This window comes from Flavobacterium sp. 270, from assembly GCF_004368785.1.
Taxonomy (GTDB): Bacteria; Bacteroidota; Bacteroidia; order Flavobacteriales; family Flavobacteriaceae; genus Flavobacterium.
In genome coordinates this window covers 466,284-483,900 of record NZ_SODM01000004.1, presented here as the reverse complement: position 1 = coordinate 483,900, position 17,617 = coordinate 466,284, and the positions used below count along the sequence as shown (strand labels likewise).

Sequence of the window (17,617 nt, the reverse complement as noted above, 5' to 3'; positions counted from 1 at the left end):
TATTTAACAAAAAAATCTATTTCTTGTAAAATCTATACGAAAGTTACCTCAATAAAACACAAAAAATCTTACATAACTTTTTTTGAAGTTTATATAATTTTCATCGAATTACAATAAAAACAATAAAGTAACGTTGCTGAATTTTTTATTAAAACAAAAAAAAATCCCTTCTGTACAAAGGGATTTTTTAGCAATTATAGTAATATTTAGTTAGTAGAATTTTATTCGCTATTTACAAATTTATAGCTACATTATCGTCTTGCGATTTCATTAGCGGAATTACTTTTACTTCAGACAGTTTAAAGTTTTCCATTAATAATCGTGCTGTTAAATAACAAACAGTAGATTCTGCACCTTGATTTAAGTTTACGTTTTCTTTTTCAAGTCCGTCGTAACCGCCGCCGCTTACCGGATTGTACATAATCTGGTTTAGGTGGTTTTTACCTAAAAACCAGTTAAAAGCGGTTTTCATTTTGTTTTTGTATTCCGGAATATCAAACGCATTGTAAAATGCATTTAAGGTCTGAATGGTGTACGAAACGTCTATTGGTTGTTCTCCGTACGCATGTGGTTCTGTATTTTTGTGGTACCAGCCGTTATTAGAAATAACCCTGAAGTTTTTGTCGATAAACATTTTCGACATTAAAAAGTCAAGCGAGTCTAAAGCTACTTTTTTGTAGATAGGTTTGTTGGTAATTAAATATGCATACAACATCGATTCGGGTAAAATACCGTTGGCGTAAGTCATATAGCCTTCAAACCATTTCCAGTCTTCAGAAGCATTATCTTCGTAATTTGCCAGTAATTTCGCATTTAGTTTATTGATAATTGCTGCTACGTATAAATTTGGAACTGCAGAATGATACAGGTATAATCCTTTTGTTGCAAAACCGATAGAACGCGGTGACTGAATGTTTTCTGCCCATTTTAAAGCATTTAAAAAGCATTTTGTTGCTTTTTTGATAATGGCTTCCGGAAGGATGTCTTTATGGGAAACAACAGTTCCTAAAGCCCAAAGTGCTCTTGCATTAGAATCTTCAAGATTTACTTCGGCATTTTGTTCGATATGTTCTCTATTTTCCTGATCTACGTAGTTTATAAAATCGCCTTTTGGTTTTTGGCAGCGTTGTATAAAATCTAAATAGATTAAGATATAAGGAAGATCATCTTTGTCTTTTGTTAATTTATAATGCATACAGAAAGCCACTAATGCACGTGCATTATCATCTAAGGTATAACCAGAGTCTAAATCTGGAATTGAGATTTTACTAAATTGAATGATTCCCAAATCGGTTGTCATTTTTTTAATATGTCTCATCTGAATAGATGGATAGCTGTATTTTATATCTGATGGATTTTCAATTAGTTTTTTATAAGCATTTACGTGTGCAATACCCGCGTTTTCCCAAGAAGAGGCGCGCATTTTTGTAAAAGCCTGAATTCCCATTTCTTGTCTTAGATTTTCATCAGAAAGTAATTTTATTGTTGCTTCTGCAAATTGATCTACATCTCCTATATCTACTAATATTCCAGAATCTGAAGTTAATACTTCTCTGGTATGCGGAATTTTTGATGCTACAATAGGACAAGCACAACTCATAGCATAAGCAAATGTGCCGCTTACAGCCTGATTTGGGTCTTTTGATGTAAACAAATAAACGTCTGTTGCTTTTAGATATTCTAAAAGTTCATTGGTTTCCAGATATTGGTTTATAAAACGAACATTATCTTTTAAATTTAAATCTTCGACAATTGCTTCTAACTTTTCACGATACGTATCTACACCGTCAATAATTAAGTTTGGATGTGTTTTTCCGATAATGAGATAAAGCGCATTTGGAGCTTTCTCTATAATTTTTGGAAGCGCCTGCAATCCGGTTTCGATATTTTTACCTTCGCCCAAAAGTCCAAAAGTGGCCAATACAAGTCTGTCCTGAATATTAAATTTTTCTTTGGCTTTGGCAGGAGTTTCATACACCACAATATGCGTTCCGTGAGGTACATAAGTAATCGCTTTTTCGTCGATATCATAATCACGCATCAAAATTTCTTTTGATTTTTGTGTCATTACAAAAGCAGAGTTACTGTAACTCATTAATAATTTTACAACCGTTTTTAATTCGTCATTTGGATTTGGAATTACGCTGTGAAAAGTAAAGGTTACGGGTTTTTTAATGACATTTAAAAAATCTAAAAGATAGTCGCCATAATTTCCTCCAAACAAACCAAACTCATGCTGAATATGAACAAGTTTTACCGCTTTGTCTTTGTTGATTTCTTCGGCAACCTTTGTATATTCGTCTCTGTTTGTTGTATTTAATGTAAAAGCTTGTGAAGGATTTGCTTGTGGTTCTTTGACCAGTTCGCAGATTTCGCAAGTAAGTGATTTACCATAAACATCAACAATTCCTTTAATGGTATCTTGAGTATAAGTTGCAATGCCGCATTGGGTAGGAGGAAAGGTAGATAGAAAAACTATTTTTGATTTATTTGATATCGTTTTCATTGGGATTCTTTTTTTAGTTCTTATAATAAGTCTTCAGGTTCAAATGTTTTTTAAAATTTTCTCATATGTATCTTTGCAAGTCATTGGTTTTACAGATGTTTCAAATTTTAATACTTCAAAATTACCCTATAGATAAAGCGACAATTAATCCAATCCACTAAAAAATTAACTCTAAAGCTTTTTTATGGGAATTCTATAACTATAAACCAGAATTGTGAAAACGCGTAATATTTTGATATATAGTTTATTGAGATAAAAAAAATAATGTTTTGAGTTAAGTTGTTTTGTAAGATTAAATGAACTTTGAAATACAAACAAAACAGACTTATTTGAATAGTCTTATTACGAACTTAAAAACTAAATATTATGTTACGTTATACAGTCATTTTTATCGTTCTTGCTATTATAGCCGGAATTTTTGGTTTCGGTGGTATCGCTGCCGGAGCAGCAAGTATTGCAAAAGTTTTATTCTTTATATTTTTAGTGTTATTTATAATTTCACTAATTAGTGGGAGAACGAAAGTATAGCTTTTTTTAAGGTTCTAAGCTACTAAGCTCCTAAGGTTCTAAGAGCTTAGTAGCTTAGCCCCTTGAACCTTAGAATCTATTAATTAATACCTTTTTGTATAATATTTTCGAGTTATAAAAGCAATTGGCATTCCGATGCAGAAAATTATGATTAGAATTGATAGCAGTAACTGAAAATCAAGTTTCTTTTCTGGTAAATTAGGAAAAGCAATTGGCAGTACAATCAGGTTCATAATGCACCATACAAAAATGCCATAAGTGAGTCCGGATAAAAACGGATTAATATGGAAAAATGAACTGTAAGGGTAGAGTTTAAAATAGAACCACGCAAAAGTAAAGGCTATTAAAAAGTGTAAAAGTACACCGTAAAGCGCCATTTCTATTCCTCCAGTATAAGCTTCTTTTTTAAAAATGCCGCTTGCAATGGACTGTAAAAGTTTGATTGTAGTGGTTTTCTGCAATATAAAAGCGTAAACTAAAATTGCAGCAGTAAGATCTAGTGTTCCGGCGGTAAATCCGGCAGATACAATGGTTTTAGCTTTAGATTTCATGATGGTTAGTTTTAATTGTAAAGGTTATACCAAAAGTACGATTTTAAATTAAAACTTTAAAAGTCAAGTGGTTATGTTTTGCTTATAACAAAGCTTCACATAAATAGCCGTGTGCATTTAGAATGTCAATAATTTTTTGATTGCAAATAGAAACGCCATGAATACGCAGGATTTTATCACAATCTTCTAAATCGAAGTTGATAAGGCTGTTTGGGAAATGTTCAAGAAGTTTCCCAATTATAAGATTAGACTGGTCTACTTCCTGAACATTTGTTTTAAAAACTTCAATCATAAAAAATGATTTAGAGAGCAATGTTTTTAAATCGCTCTAGTTTATGATAAGAAACATAAGAAGCGATTAGTACCGCAAAAACGATTAAAGGGAAAAACCCTTGCATACCGATTCCGTCAACCGCAAAATGACTAATCGAGGCAAATATAAAATCGAAAGCAAAACCTGCATACGCCCATTCTTTTACGCGTTTAGGAACTTGTGGAATTATCAACGCCAAAACTCCCAGAATTTTAAAAACGACCAAAGCATTTCCAAAATATTCAGGATAACCTAAATGTCTGATGCCTTCTTTTGCCATTTCGCTTTGTGAAGTTAGTGCCGGCATAACGCCTTCAAATAAAAAAATAAGAATAGTTGTAATCCAGAAAATAATTTTGGTTGTTTTCATTTGGGTTTTGTTTAAAAGGTTATTAGTTAATATATTACAAATCTAGTAATGTTATTCTTTTAATGAAATAGCTATTACGACTATTTTAGGGTCATTTCAGACATTTTAGATTTTAGAATGTAGATCTTAGATTTTAGATTTTTCTACGGCTGTCCTCCTGAGCAGTCCCGAGGCTTCGGGAGAAGGGTCATGGTATATCCATGCACTGCGGTTACTGTGCGTGTCCTTCGACTACGCTCAGGAGGACAAAAAAAAATCGGTGAAAATCTCCTTAATCTGCAAAATCTGCGTGCAAATAATCTCGCAAAGACGCAAAGGCGCAAAGTTTTTTTGCCACAGAAAAGATTAAAAACTTCGTGCCAAAACAAAAAAAACGCTGCAAAACCGAAGTCTTACAGCGTCATCTCAAAAAATAAATAATTAACGTAACGGGTAACAGGGTATTATTTCCAACCGCCGCCCAACGCGCGATATAGATCGGTGTTGGCAGAAAGTTGTTGTCTTTTTATATCCGCAAGTTCAAGTTCGCTTTGAAGTAAATTAGACTGTGCAGTAATTACTTCAAGATATTCAGCCATACCATTTTTAAATAAAAGATTGGCATTTTTAATAGCTGTTTGTAAAGTTTTTACACGCTCTTGAAGGAAAGTTTGTTGTTTCTCTAATTTTTCAACTTTTACCATCGCATCAGCCACTTCGCTTACCGCAACCAAAACTTGTTGTCTAAAGCTTAAAACCGCTTTTTCTCTTTCCGCGACAGCGATATTATATTGTGTTCTCACTCTTTTGTTATTCAACAAAGGCTGCGTCAAACCTCCGGCAACAGTTCCGAATAAAGAAGCCGGAATGTTGAACCAATTGCTTGTTTCAAAAGAGTTTAAACCACCTTGAGCTGTAATTCTAAGTGTTGGATATAAATCCGCTTTAGTAATTCCAACATTTGCATTTGCTGCTTTCAATGCCAATTCAGCACTTTTTACATCTGGTCTTCTGCTTACTAATGAAGACGGAATCCCGATAGCTGTATTGTTTTTAATTGCAATACTAGTTAAAAGTGTATTTCTTTCTTTTGCACTAGGAAATGATCCTGTTAAAACACTCAAAGCATTTTCCTGAATCGCAATATTTTGCTCTAATAACGGAATCAATTGTGATGCTGTTAATCTTTGTGCTTCCGATTGTTGAATGGCTAATGAAGTAACTTGTCCTGCATCATATTTTAATTTAATGATGTTGGTTGTACTGTCATTCAATTGCACATTTTTCTTAGCAATTTCCAATTGAGCATCAAGCATCAAAAGATTGTAATAACCTTTAGAAACATTTGCCACAATAGTAGTTTGCAATGCTTTTTTTACTTCTTCAGATTGAAGGTAACTTGCAAAAGCGCCTTTTTTCTGATTTCTGATTTTTCCCCAGATATCCGCTTCCCAAGAAAGTGAAGCTCCGGCAGAATAATCGTCGATATGTTTTGCACCAATGGCCTGGTTTAAGTTTAATCCTGTAAAACTATTGTCAGACGGATTGCTTGTACTTGCATTTACAAATAAATTAACCTGAGGAACATTTCCCCATTTAGATTGTGTAAATCTGTATTGTGCAATCTCGATGTTTTTTTGTGCAATCTGTAAATCATTATTTCTGGTAACAGCACTGTCAATCAATTTGATGATATCTTGTTCTGTAAAGAAATTTTTCCACTCTACATCGCCAATACTTGTTGTGTCACTTGAAACCGATGCATTCCTGAAATTTTCAGGAAGTGCATCTTTAGGTGTTTCAATATCCTTAGAAACCTTACAGGATATTATAGTGGTGATGAGAATGGCGGCCATCACGATTTTGGTTATATAATTTTTCATTTTAATTTTTGACATTAAATTTCTGTACAGTTGTCTTTTCTGCTTTCAAGATCTCTTGAAATTCTGTAGGATATGTAGCCGATGCCAGCAATTACTGCTACAAGCACGGTCGTTATATAGTTTTCCATTATTCTTTTTCTTCGTTATGAATTACGGCTACTGGTTTTCCAGTAACTCTTTCTTGTAAATGCTGGAATATGATGAATAATACCGGAATGATAAACAAACCTAGAATTACTCCGGAAATCATACCTCCAGCGGCTCCGATACTAATCGAGTGATTTCCTTGTGCTGATGGCCCTGTTGCGCTCATCATCGGAATTAAACCAACAATAAATGCTAGAGATGTCATGATAATTGGTCTTAGACGTAATTTTGCAGCATCTATAGAAGCTCTGACTAATGCCTGACCTGATTTTCGTTTTTGTACGGCAAACTCGACAATCAAGATGGCGTTTTTCGCGAGAAGTCCTATCAGCATGACTAAGGCAACTTGTACATAAATGTTGTTTTCGATTCCAGTTAATCCAATTGCTACGAAAACTCCAAATATACCTGCAGGTATTGATAAGATTACGGCCAAAGGCAGAATGTAACTTTCATACTGTGCAGCAAGTAAGAAATAGATGAATATCAAACACAATAAGAAAATTGTTGTCGATTGGCCTCCAGAAGAAATCTCCTCGCGGGTTTGTCCTGAAAATTCATAACTATATCCTGCAGGCAATTGTTGTGCTGCTACTTCTTCAATCGCTTTAATCGCGTCTCCAGAACTAAATCCTGGTTTTGGAATTGCATTAATCGAAATTGAATTAAATAAATTGTATCTCGAAGCGGTTTCAGAACCATAAATACGGCTTAGTTTTACTAAAGTATTTATCGGCACCATTTCGCCATTTTTGTTTTTTACAAACACACGGTCTATGGCTGATGGATCTGCTCTGTCGGCAATATCTGCCTGAACAACCACTCTGTAATATTTACCAAATCGGTTAAAGTCAGAAGCCTGTGCGCTACCAAAATACGCCTGCATGGTTTGCAGAATGTCTTTTACTTTTACGCCTAACTGATCTGCTTTTTCGTCGTTGATATCCAATTGTAATTGTGGATAATCGGCTTTGAAACTTGTAAATGCTACAGCGATTTCCGGACGTTTCATTAATTCTCCGATAAACTGTTGAGAAATTCCACTGAATTTATCCAGTTTACCTCCAGTTTTATCTTGTAATACTAAATCTAATGCTTCAACATTACTAAATCCAGGCACGGTTGGGAAACTAAATACGAAGAAACTTCCTCCTGAAATCGCGCCTAGTTTACCGCGGACTTCATTCATAATTTCATCAATATTTTTAATGTCTCCACGTTCTTCGTTTGGTTTAAGCAATACGAAAACTACAGCAGATGATGGACTTGTAGAGTTGGTCAATAAGTTGAAACCTGAAATTGCAGTTACGAATCTTGAAGAATTTAAACCTCTTAAAGTGTTTTCTGCTTCGGTCATTACTTTTTGAGTTCCGTCAAGCGAAGTTCCAGATGGTGTGTTTACAGCAATTGCGATAAAACCTTGATCTTCAGTAGGTATAAATCCTGCAGGAGTTGTTTTTACCATGATTACAGTTGCTACAACTACTAAAGCTAAACCTCCTAAACTTAACCATTTTCTGCGAATTAAGAATTTAAGTCCGCCAACGTAACGGTTTGTTAATGATTCGAAACTACTGTTAAAAGCGGTAAAGAATTTTTCTTTAAATCCTTTTTTAACATAAGTTTCATTCTCATTTGCGTGTCCTCCGTGATTATCTTTTAAGAATAATGCAGCAAGAGCTGGACTTAAAGTCAAGGCATTTACAGCCGAAATTACAATTGCAATTGCCATCGTAAAGGCAAATTGTCGATAGAAAACTCCTGTTGAGCCTTCCATAAAACCTACCGGCAGGAATACAGCAGCCATTACCAGCGTAATCGAGATAATAGCACCCGTAATTTCGTGCATTGCTTCGTGCGTTGCTATTTTTGGAGACAAATGTTTGTGCTCCATTTTTGCGTGTACGGCCTCGACGACCACAATCGCATCATCGACCACAATACCAATCGCTAAGATCAAAGCGAAAAGTGTTAGCAAGTTGATCGAAAAACCAAATAACTGCATGAAGAAGAACGTTCCTAAAATTGCCACGGGAACAGCAATCGCCGGGATTAATGTCGATCTAAAATCCTGAAGGAAGACGAACACCACAATAAATACCAGAATAAAAGCTTCTAATAAAGTGTGTTCTACCTGTTCAATAGATTGATCCAGAGATACTTTTGTACTATAAAATATGTTGTGTTTAATGCCTTTTGGAAAATCTTTAGAAGCTTTTACCATCAATTTATTAATCGCAATCTGAATATCATTAGAGTTTGATCCAGCAAGCTGAATAATACCAATTACAACTCCTTTTTTACCATTAAGACGTGTTAAACTGTTATAAGAATAAGCACCAAGTTCTACTCTTGCTACATCTTTTACACGAAGAACAGAACCATCTGCATTAGAACGAATTGCAATGTTTTGATAATCTTCTGGTTTAGTAAGCTTTCCTTTATATTTAATTACATATTCAAAAACTTCTTTACTTCTTTCACCAAATTTACCCGGAGCCGCTTCCAAACTTTTGTCCTGAATCGCGCCCATAACTTCGCTTGGCGTAACATTATAAGTTGCCATTTGTGTTGGGTTTAACCAAACACGCATAGAGTAATCTTTTGTACCACCAAAAATAGCGGCAGAACCTACACCCGGAATACGTTTAATCTCTGGGATAATATTAATTTGTGCATAATTGGCAACAAAAGTCTGGTCGTATTTAGCTTCATCATCAGTATATAAACCGATAGCCATGATAAAACTGTTTTGTTGTTTTGCCGTAATAACACCTTGTTGTACAACCTCTGCAGGCAATTGACTTGTAGCTTGCGCAACTCTGTTTTGTACGTTTACTGCAGCCTGGTCAGCATCTGTTCCTAATTTGAAGAAAACAGTAATTGCAAGAGTACCATCATTACTCGCAGTAGAACTCATATAAGTCATGTTCTCAACACCATTTATAGATTCTTCTAATGAAGGTGCAACAGAACGTAAAACGGTTTCAGCATTTGCTCCAGGATATACCGCCGTTACCAAAACCGATGGTGGCGCAATATCAGGAAACTGTTGTAAAGGTAATTTCGTAAGTCCAAGTACACCCAGAATCACCAACAAGATGGAGATTACGGTTGCTAGTACTGGTCTTTGTATAAATATTTTGAACATTTTCGTAAAAATTATTTTTGATTAGTTATTTGTGCAACTTTAGAAGATTTCTCAGGTTGAATTACCTGACCTTCCTGAAGTTTATCAATACCGCTTAATACGATTTGATCGCCAGCTTGTACACCGTCTTTAATCAGGTAATTTGTTCCTGCTTTTCCGATTACGGTAATTGGCATTTTTGTTACTTTATTGTCTTTACCTACAGTGAAAACAAATACTTTATCCTGCATTTCTATAGTAGCCGACTGTGGTACTAAAATAGCATCTGCATGTTGTAAACCAAGGCGGATTTTTCCTGTGTTTCCAGAACGAAGTGTTCCGTTTGCATTTGGGAAAGTTGCTCTTAAAGTTATAGCTCCGGTGTTTTTATCAAACTGACCGTCAACCATATCAATTTTTCCGGTTTGAGGATAAGCGTTGTTATCTGCTAAAACTAAAGTTACCGGAGGAAGTTTTTTGATTTTATCGCCAATTGAGTTTCCTGCGTATTGTGTTTTAAATTTGATAAAATCAGTTTCTCCTAATGAGAAATAAGCAAAAACTTCGTGAACATCAGATAAAGTTGTTAAAGCTTCAACATCTGAAGCAGAAACCAAACTTCCTTGTTTTTTAGGCAATCTTCCGATGTAACCGCTTACTGGAGCAGTAACATTAGTATATCCTAAATTAATTTTTGCCGATGCTACCATTGCTTTTGCTTGTTCGATATTTGCAGCAGCAATTTTTTGAGAAGCTTTAGCGGTTTTTAACTGATAATCAGAAACTACTTTGTTTTGTACTAGTGGAGTCAATTTATCAACTTCTAACTGAGCGTTGATTAAAGCAGCTTCGTAAGCGTGAAGACTTGCCAAAGCATTGTTTAACTGCTCGCGGAAAGGACGTTCGTTTATTTTAAATAAAGACTGGCCTTTTGATACATAAGCACCTTCGTCTACCAAAACTCTATCTAAGTTTCCACTTACTTGTGGTCGAATTTCTACATCTACAGTTCCTTGTATAGCTGCAGGATATTCTGCATCTGTTACAGCCTCAGAGTTTTGGATCGCCAAAACAGGAAGCACTGGAGCAGGAGCAGCTGCCGGAGCTTGCGATTTATCTGCACAACTGCTTAGAACAAGTGCTAGAATAAAACTGGTTATAATTACATTTTTCATTTTACTATTGGTTTTAATTTGTTGGACATTCTCTTGTTTTAAAATCTTACTTATGGTATTCTTGGTATTCATCTATTAAAGCGTATTAAATTTTCTAACGGTGTTAAGTAAATTGATGCAGAATTCTATAATAATGCGTTTCAATTGTGTTTTTTAATGGGTATTAAATTATTTATCAGTGTTAAGTAATTAGTAAAAAAAGGTTACCAAATTACGTTAATTAAATAATTTATCACTGTTAAGTAAAGTAGTAAAAAAAAGCGCTAAATTACTATATTAAATCATTTACCACTGTTAAGTAATAATGAAATTTTTTTATTGTATTGATTTTATTATACCACCAATCGCATCTTTCAGGATTTGATTGTTGATGGTTTCCATTATGTCACTTTGGTTGATGATGTTGATCGCGATCAAACCGTGAATGACAGAAAAGAAGGTAAAATATTTTTGTTTAATAACTTCTTCATCAGGATTGCTGTTTTTCATAATTGCAGCAATAACTGCGGTAAATAATTTATAAGGTGTTTTTGCAGCATCACATTGTTCTGTACAACAATTCATCTGAACGCCAAACATTACCTGATACATTTCGGTATCTGTAAAGGCAAAATCCCAATAGGCCATCCACATGGCTTCTATTTGTTCTTCTGGTTTTTCAAATTTATCTCTTGCTTCTTCAAGCTCTTTTCCTAATTTGACAAAGCCTTTACCGGTTAACTCCCTTAAAATTGCATCTTTGTTAGAAAAGTATTCATAGATAATAGGAGCAGTATATTCAATCTTATCGGCAATCTTTCGCATACTAAGACCTTGCCAGCCTTCGTCCTTAACGATTGCGTAAGCAGCATCAAGAATATTATTTCTTGTCTCTTCTTTTTGTCTTAAAATACGATCTTTACTTGCCATTTTGATTAAGTATTAAATTGTTTAACACCGTTAGGCAAATGTATGGCGGTTTTTCGGATTACGCTATAATTTTATCATAATATTTTCTTATTGAATCATAGACAATAATGAAATAGTAGTGAAATAAGGTGTTCAGGAAGGTTTTGTGTTTTTATAAAATTTCATTTTAAGTAAAATTCAACTCAAATTCAACTCAAATTTGAATCAAATTAAAGATGATTTTGAAGTTTTTAATTCTGAAAAAAGTCTAATTTCTGATTGACGAATAAAATTTCAATCAAAATTTTAGCAAGTGTTAAAAATAACAACAGTATTAAGAGCTATGATTTATTGATTATTTCATTCCTCGAACGTTCATTTCTAATGTATAAACACTTTTACTGGCTGTAATAAATAATGTTTTAAATTTTTTTCCTCCAAAACAAATATTGGCTGTCCATGGTTCAGGAACATCAATATGGGCTATTTTTTCTCCTTTTGGATTGAATATGGTAACTCCTTTTCCGCATAAGTAAATGTTCCCGGACTCGTCTATTGTCATTCCGTCTGAACCTGATTCAGTAAAAAGACTTTTTTTGCCTAAAGAGCCATTACTTTCGATTGTATAAGAGTACGTTTTATTGGCTCCTATATCAGCTACGTATACTATTTTTCCATCCGCAGTTCCAATAATGCCATTAGGTTTTACAAGATCATTCGCAACGTTGATAATTTTAGATTTATCGGGAGATAAATAGTAAACACATTCTTTGTCTATTTCTTTGGAAGTATGTATCCAGTAATCCCTTTTATAAAATGGGTCTGTAAAATAGATACCGCCTTTTGGATCAACCCAAAGATCATTGGGACCATTCAGCCTTTTTCCTTCGAAGTTGTTTATTAATATAGTATAATTTTTGTTTTTGTCTATTTTCCAAATTTCATTTTTTTCATCGGCGCAAGCCAAAAGGTTACCTGTGTGATCAAAGTACAAGCCGTTAGCTCTTCCTGCATTTTCCATAAAAACAGAAAGTTCACCATTAATCGACCATTTCATGATTCTATTATTAGGCTGATCCGTAAAATAAATATTTCCTTTCTTATCCGCAGCAGGTCCTTCTGTAAAGCTGAATTGATCTGATAGTTTTGTGAGAACTGCGTCTTTTGCTATTAAAGGATGATTTTTTTCTTTTGATGTCTGAGAGTATATAAAATTTGTAAAAGTTAAAGTAATAACCAATAAAAGGTGTGATTTTACTTTAAGTTGGAATGGGTTCATAATAAAAAGATTTAAAAGTTGCTTTTGAAGCGTTCTTAAAAGTAGTTTTATTTGTGATATTCTGCAAAATTTTATTTTAATCTTAATTTATCAAAAGCATCTTTTTGTAATATTACAATAAAAAAAAATGAAACCACTAACTACTCTAAAAACCACAATTGCAATTGTATTCTTCCAGCAAATTGCATTTTCTCAAGAAGTAAAAAAAGAAACGGCAGCAACAAAATACACAATAGAAAACTGTGTAAATCATTTCGATTTAGAAAAAGCAACCAAAACCAAAGCAGGTTACCAATATTGGTTTGGCGATAAAAACTTCACTCAGGAAAACACATTAAAAATGAGCATTGTAGAACCTGGAAAATCTACGCACGCGCTACATCATCATCCCGAAGAAGAATTTTTCTATATTTTAGAAGGTTCCGCTTCTTTTTTCTTAGACGGAAAAACAGTTGTTGTTGGTCCAAATACAAGCTTATATTGTCCGCCAAATGCAGAACATGGAATCAGTAATGCCGGAAATACCGATTTAAAATATTTGGTTATTAAAAAGGATTTGAGGTAAAATGTTTTTATTGGATATTAATAGAGTACGTTAGAAAACTTCCGTCTGGCTGTAAAAATTTTATAGTGTGAGTTCCGGTTGTTGTGGTACTAAAATTATAAGTTGTATTAAGATTTGCAGTGCTTTGCGTACACAAACATCCTTCATATTTGGCTTTTACAGTTATCGTTTTTGTATTTCCTGAATTAATTTCGGTAATAGAACCAAAACCACCACAGCCATTTCTAACGAAGAAACTGATATCAATTGGAATTATTTGATTTACATTGCCACTAACAGGAATTTTTGCAGAAACTATCGGAGCATTTTCATACGATATACAAACCTGATCGAATGTTTCGGTCCATTTTACAAATGAAAAAGCCATCATTTGACTTTTCCAATGCGTTTCTGTTCCTTCGGGAATGCTTAAATAGATGTTTTTATTTTCATTTAATCCGTCTTTTAGCTTTAATGACGAAATTAAATTAAGAAGATCAGTTTGATTCGTAACATTCATATCAAAAAAGCTATTTATGATATAAGTTTTATTTTCTGGCTGATAATAAAATACACTAGAAGTCGTGGCACTCCAACCACTCGTTTTTATATAAGGTTTTTCATTTAATAGATTCCTCAAACTAGCAACATCACTTTCTGGAGTATCTGATTTGTAAAGAAAACCATTCATTTGCCGAATATCAAAATGCAATTCGTTCAAAGTTTTAAACACTAAACTTAAATCTGCATCTTTTTTGATTCCAATCGCCAAATTTGTTTTTGACGAATTTTCAAGAACTGGCAGCACTTCTGGCTCCTGAGCATTCTCTGAAGAACAGCCAAAAAACAATAATGCAATAATACTTAAAGTTAAAATTTTTCTCATTTCGCATCGATTTTATTATATAGATGAATTTATTTTAAAATGGTTGCGTTTGTTTTGATGATTTAATTACTTTTTTTGTAAATAAAACTATTCTCATAATATTCCACCAAGTTTGTCATTTCGACTGAAAGGAGAAATCACACTAGAAATTCTACAAAGTAAATCACTAATTTATCATTCAAAATTAGAATTAAGAAATTCAAAAGTTGAATTAAAACCTCTAATTAACTCCATTTTTTTATCTCTTCGCCATTTCTTCAATTCTTTTTCTCTTGCAATTGCCTCCTGTATCCAAGTAAATTTTTCATAGTAAACTAAAAATTGGATATTATATTTTGAAGCAAAAGTATTGGCATTTAGATTTATGTTTTCTTTATGTTTTGTCAATCTTTGTTTTAAATTATTGGTAACACCAATGTAAAAAGAAGTACGATGTTCGCAAGTTATAATATAAACATAATAACTATGAAAGCCAAGTTGCGGGTTTAGCATATTATTTTTTTTGTACGAATTTACGCTAATTAAAATTAATTCCCACTTTTTGTTATTTCGACTGAAAGGAGAAATCACACTAGAAACTCTACAAAGTAAATCGCCAATCTATGTCGATATACGCGTGTGATTTCTCCTTTCAGTCGAAATGACAAACTGTACTTTTAAAAGCTACGTTACTGAATGTATTATTTTTGATTACGATTTAATACATTTGATAGTATATTCTCATAAATAATTTTAATTGAAAGAAAATTCTTTCTTTTTAAATATTTTTCTAAATTTGTGATTCCTAAAATTACAGAATCATGAAACTAGAAAAACTTTTGCCCGTGTGGTATGGTGGCGGTATTGGAAACAACTGCAACACTTCTGTAAGTGTAGGACACCTTAGCTGCGCGGGTTTTTATATTCCTAAATTACAGAATTATGAGCACAAACACTTTCACAAAAGAAACCGAAACAAAACTAAATGATTTCTTTACCCAGAGAATAGACATAGAAGATATGGCTAAATTAATAAGACAGGTAAATTATACTCTGGCTTTAGGACTTCTAAAAGATGAAGCAATAACCAACTTAGAAAGTAATTATTATTGGTTGAATGAGTTGGCGGAGATTTTGAATCCTTATTTGGATAAGGAGTAGATTCTTTGATTACTTAGAAATGAAAAACCTCGATTTTTAAGATCGAGGTTTTTTAATTTTATATTTTTTTGAATGTATTTTAAGTTAAATTTACTAATACTTTTTATAAGGCTTTCGAACTTGTGTAAATCTAGAATCTAGTTTATAATGTTTTCCGTTTGAATGAATTTTTAAAAAACTTAAGTTTAAATTAGTTTCACAATCTGTTGTATTAAAAATCATCAAGTTTTGTTTGCCAGCTAGAACCTTATTGACGTCATCATTTTCTTCCACTATATAACTTAGTTCTAGTCTTGGATCGTTTGCTCGAGAATATTTTTCAGATTTTTTTTTGAGATAATTTATATAATCGTTATTAATTCTCTCATTAAAAAAAATAGTACTAAAACAATTTATGTATTGTAAAATATTTAATTGATCAATATCTTCTTTTTTCGAAAGTTCTATTATTTTATCTTTTTTATTTCCCACTTTATAAATTGCAGAGTCAAAAAATACAACAGTTAGAGTTGGACTTAGAGGAATGAATATTTTTAAGCCAACAAGGGAATAACCACTTTTTGAATGTTTCCATTTTTTTAATTCAAGGAATTGATTGTACTTAACAATTGGAAAATCAGAAGTAAGAAATGTATTAGAAGTTTTATTAACTAAGAGCTTAAAGTCTAAGTCAATTATATGTTCAGTTATAGTATTTGTGTTAGAAAGAGAAAGCTTTATATGCTCTTCATGTGTTAAATTAGGTAAGAAATTATTCATATTAACATTTGGATCAAGTTCTTTAAGTGTTTTTTCCATTTGTAAATAATGATTTTTCATTGTATCAATTCTGACAGGATTTCTAGCATCAGTTATAGCAACAAAAGTTAATAATTCTATATGTTCAACAGAAAATTTTTTAGGAAGTGTTTGATCAGAAATTATATTTTTAATTAGGTCTGCTAAATTTCCTTCTATGTTTGCTAAGGCATCTTCTATTTTTCCATCAATACCATAAAAGAAGTTTTTAGAACCTTGATGTCTTAATTTGGCTCTTTGTACAAAGACATTATTAAAGATGTTGAATATTCCTATTTCATTTTTATTTTGATTATAAGAAAAATTACGTAAGTAAAATTTTGGAATATAATGTTGGTTCTTTTTGTTTGTTTTCATTTTAACCATAATTTAATTGGAATTTGATCAACAAAATCATAGTTATTCTTCATTAGTTATATTAACTGTAATAATTTTTTGATAAAACGCCATATTACTATATTTATCTATATTAATCATTATTTTTTTTGAATATTTAAAACATAAACTTAGAACCATTTCTATTTCATTTTCTGTTGTATTAACATTTGTTCCATAGCTATATGAAGTTGAATGTAAAATTGCACTTGATAAATCATATATAAGATCATATTCATCTTCCAAACCAACAACAGTTGCTTTTTTTTGCCATGATCGTTTCTCTTTTAATTCTCCAAAAACTCTTGAATATTGATTTCTAAAATCAAAAAGTTTAGAAATATGATTTTCTTTAATTAACTTTTTTGCAATTTCTTTTTGAGCTTTCTCAAATAATTGTAATCTTTTTTTGTACTCTGGTAAAACAATTTTTTCTAAATGCGATTTTGTTAGTCCGTATCCCAACCACTTAAAATTACCACAAAACATTGTGTATTCTAAATCAGCTTGGTCATCTAAATTTACCCTATCATCAGAATGTTTTTTCATTGCTAATTCATTATCAGCTTGCTTAATAGTTTTAATAGAATTATCAGTTATTTTTTTGTCTTCTGCTTCATATTTATCCATTATCAAAATCTCTTTTTCAATTCGTTGAATTAATTTTTTTGTTTTATCTAGCTGGTGATTATAGATCGAATAAAATAATTTAAAAGTATAATCAGGCTCGATAAGTAATAATTCTGTTTGAATTAAAGTTTCTAGAATATATCTTAACGAAGCGTAAAGCTTTATTAACGTATAATCATCCTTTAGGATATCTTGTTGAGTTAATTTTATTCTCTCAATTATATTAACACTAAGATGGAAGATTTCATTATTATTAAACAATAGATATGATTCCTCTTTTTGTTTAATTGATTCTAGAAAATCAATTTCTACTTTTATTAGTTCTTTTAAACTTTCGATTATGTACATAAAAAATAATTAGGTTGATTTTATTAATGAAAAGAAATTTTTGCAAGAAAATTTTCGGTTGTGATTTAAATATACTTTCAACTATTTTACAAATTGTTTCAGTAATATATATTCTGTCAAAAATACCAATTTACAAGTCTAAATAAC

General features: G+C 32.2%; 16 protein-coding genes. 3 read left to right on the top strand and 13 right to left on the bottom strand.

The features are described 5' to 3' along the window. Nucleotides 1-232 precede the first annotated feature (232 nt). On the bottom strand, nt 233-2,506 hold the full coding sequence (locus tag EV144_RS16635; RefSeq protein ID WP_134150297.1) for a glycosyltransferase: 2,274 nt from the start codon (nt 2,504-2,506) through the stop codon (nt 233-235). A 366-nt stretch (nt 2,507-2,872) separates the two neighbouring features. On the opposite strand from EV144_RS16635, the gene EV144_RS16630 reads away from it, so the two are divergent. Continuing rightward, entirely contained in the window at nt 2,873-3,034 is a 162-nt protein-coding gene (locus tag EV144_RS16630; RefSeq protein ID WP_134150296.1) for a DUF1328 family protein, read from the top strand. Between the two features lie 83 nt (nt 3,035-3,117). On the opposite strand, the gene EV144_RS16625 is transcribed toward EV144_RS16630, so the two are convergent. The 8 genes from EV144_RS16625 to EV144_RS16590 form a co-directional block, all read right to left on the bottom strand. Further along, on the bottom strand, nt 3,118-3,585 hold the full coding sequence (locus EV144_RS16625; protein WP_134150295.1) for a DUF1440 domain-containing protein: 468 nt from the start codon (nt 3,583-3,585) through the stop codon (nt 3,118-3,120). An 82-nt stretch (nt 3,586-3,667) separates the two neighbouring features. Continuing rightward, the gene (locus EV144_RS16620; protein WP_134150294.1) at nt 3,668-3,877 is read right to left on the bottom strand and encodes a hypothetical protein; all 210 of its coding nucleotides are present in this window, start codon (nt 3,875-3,877) and stop codon (nt 3,668-3,670) included. 10 nt (nt 3,878-3,887) lie between these two features. Beyond that, complete coding sequence (locus EV144_RS16615; RefSeq protein ID WP_134150293.1) at nt 3,888-4,268, bottom strand: DoxX family protein; 381 nt, start codon at nt 4,266-4,268, stop codon at nt 3,888-3,890. A 443-nt stretch (nt 4,269-4,711) separates the two neighbouring features. Further along, on the bottom strand, nt 4,712-6,130 hold the full coding sequence (locus tag EV144_RS16610; RefSeq protein WP_134150292.1) for a TolC family protein: 1,419 nt from the start codon (nt 6,128-6,130) through the stop codon (nt 4,712-4,714). Nucleotides 6,131-6,257: 127 nt separating this feature from the next. After that, complete coding sequence (locus EV144_RS16605) at nt 6,258-9,428, bottom strand: efflux RND transporter permease subunit (protein ID WP_134150291.1); 3,171 nt, start codon at nt 9,426-9,428, stop codon at nt 6,258-6,260. An 11-nt stretch (nt 9,429-9,439) separates the two neighbouring features. Further along, on the bottom strand, nt 9,440-10,654 hold the full coding sequence (locus EV144_RS16600; RefSeq protein ID WP_134150290.1) for an efflux RND transporter periplasmic adaptor subunit: 1,215 nt from the start codon (nt 10,652-10,654) through the stop codon (nt 9,440-9,442). A 243-nt stretch (nt 10,655-10,897) separates the two neighbouring features. After that, the gene (locus EV144_RS16595; protein ID WP_134150289.1) at nt 10,898-11,491 is read right to left on the bottom strand and encodes a TetR/AcrR family transcriptional regulator; all 594 of its coding nucleotides are present in this window, start codon (nt 11,489-11,491) and stop codon (nt 10,898-10,900) included. A 334-nt stretch (nt 11,492-11,825) separates the two neighbouring features. Then, a complete protein-coding gene (locus EV144_RS16590) occupies nt 11,826-12,749 on the bottom strand; it encodes an SMP-30/gluconolactonase/LRE family protein (protein WP_134150288.1) in 924 nt (307 codons plus the stop codon). Nucleotides 12,750-12,876: 127 nt separating this feature from the next. Here EV144_RS16590 and EV144_RS16585 point away from each other — a divergent pair, with 127 nt between their 5' ends. Continuing rightward, nucleotides 12,877-13,314: a cupin domain-containing protein gene (locus EV144_RS16585; protein ID WP_134150287.1), complete on the top strand. Its 438-nt coding sequence runs from the start codon at nt 12,877-12,879 to the stop codon at nt 13,312-13,314. A 7-nt stretch (nt 13,315-13,321) separates the two neighbouring features. On the opposite strand, the gene EV144_RS16580 is transcribed toward EV144_RS16585, so the two are convergent. Both EV144_RS16580 and EV144_RS16575 read right to left on the bottom strand, forming a co-directional pair. Continuing rightward, nucleotides 13,322-14,179 (bottom strand): hypothetical protein, encoded by an 858-nt coding sequence (locus EV144_RS16580; RefSeq protein ID WP_134150286.1) that lies wholly within the window; start codon nt 14,177-14,179, stop codon nt 13,322-13,324. 174 nt (nt 14,180-14,353) lie between these two features. Beyond that, entirely contained in the window at nt 14,354-14,671 is a 318-nt protein-coding gene (locus tag EV144_RS16575; RefSeq protein WP_134150285.1) for a GIY-YIG nuclease family protein, read from the bottom strand. Between the two features lie 429 nt (nt 14,672-15,100). On the opposite strand from EV144_RS16575, the gene EV144_RS16570 reads away from it, so the two are divergent. Next, complete coding sequence (locus EV144_RS16570) at nt 15,101-15,319, top strand: hypothetical protein (protein WP_134150284.1); 219 nt, start codon at nt 15,101-15,103, stop codon at nt 15,317-15,319. Between the two features lie 93 nt (nt 15,320-15,412). On the opposite strand, the gene EV144_RS16565 is transcribed toward EV144_RS16570, so the two are convergent. Together EV144_RS16565 and EV144_RS16560 are read right to left on the bottom strand one after the other, a co-directional pair. Continuing rightward, on the bottom strand, nt 15,413-16,474 hold the full coding sequence (locus EV144_RS16565; RefSeq protein ID WP_166670589.1) for a DUF4238 domain-containing protein: 1,062 nt from the start codon (nt 16,472-16,474) through the stop codon (nt 15,413-15,415). A 42-nt stretch (nt 16,475-16,516) separates the two neighbouring features. Beyond that, nucleotides 16,517-17,470 carry a hypothetical protein gene (locus EV144_RS16560; RefSeq protein WP_134150282.1) on the bottom strand — a complete coding sequence of 318 codons (954 nt, stop codon included), beginning with the start codon at nt 17,468-17,470 and terminating at the stop codon, nt 16,517-16,519. Nucleotides 17,471-17,617 lie beyond the last annotated feature (147 nt).

Coding starts and splice junctions, on each gene's coding strand:
- EV144_RS16605 (WP_134150291.1), bottom strand. CDS start 9,428: ATGTTCAAAATATTTATACAAAGACCAGTACTAGCAACCGTAATCTCC.
- EV144_RS16585 (WP_134150287.1), top strand. CDS start 12,877: ATGAAACCACTAACTACTCTAAAAACCACAATTGCAATTGTATTCTTC.
- EV144_RS16635 (WP_134150297.1), bottom strand. CDS start 2,506: ATGAAAACGATATCAAATAAATCAAAAATAGTTTTTCTATCTACCTTT.
- EV144_RS16600 (WP_134150290.1), bottom strand. CDS start 10,654: ATGAATACCAAGAATACCATAAGTAAGATTTTAAAACAAGAGAATGTC.
- EV144_RS16560 (WP_134150282.1), bottom strand. CDS start 17,470: ATGTACATAATCGAAAGTTTAAAAGAACTAATAAAAGTAGAAATTGAT.
- EV144_RS16615 (WP_134150293.1), bottom strand. CDS start 4,268: ATGAAAACAACCAAAATTATTTTCTGGATTACAACTATTCTTATTTTT.
- EV144_RS16625 (WP_134150295.1), bottom strand. CDS start 3,585: ATGAAATCTAAAGCTAAAACCATTGTATCTGCCGGATTTACCGCCGGA.
- EV144_RS16595 (WP_134150289.1), bottom strand. CDS start 11,491: ATGGCAAGTAAAGATCGTATTTTAAGACAAAAAGAAGAGACAAGAAAT.
- EV144_RS16630 (WP_134150296.1), top strand. CDS start 2,873: ATGTTACGTTATACAGTCATTTTTATCGTTCTTGCTATTATAGCCGGA.
- EV144_RS16580 (WP_134150286.1), bottom strand. CDS start 14,179: ATGAGAAAAATTTTAACTTTAAGTATTATTGCATTATTGTTTTTTGGC.
- EV144_RS16620 (WP_134150294.1), bottom strand. CDS start 3,877: ATGATTGAAGTTTTTAAAACAAATGTTCAGGAAGTAGACCAGTCTAAT.
- EV144_RS16565 (WP_166670589.1), bottom strand. CDS start 16,474: ATGAAAACAAACAAAAAGAACCAACATTATATTCCAAAATTTTACTTA.
- EV144_RS16575 (WP_134150285.1), bottom strand. CDS start 14,671: ATGCTAAACCCGCAACTTGGCTTTCATAGTTATTATGTTTATATTATA.
- EV144_RS16590 (WP_134150288.1), bottom strand. CDS start 12,749: ATGAACCCATTCCAACTTAAAGTAAAATCACACCTTTTATTGGTTATT.
- EV144_RS16610 (WP_134150292.1), bottom strand. CDS start 6,130: ATGAAAAATTATATAACCAAAATCGTGATGGCCGCCATTCTCATCACC.
- EV144_RS16570 (WP_134150284.1), top strand. CDS start 15,101: ATGAGCACAAACACTTTCACAAAAGAAACCGAAACAAAACTAAATGAT.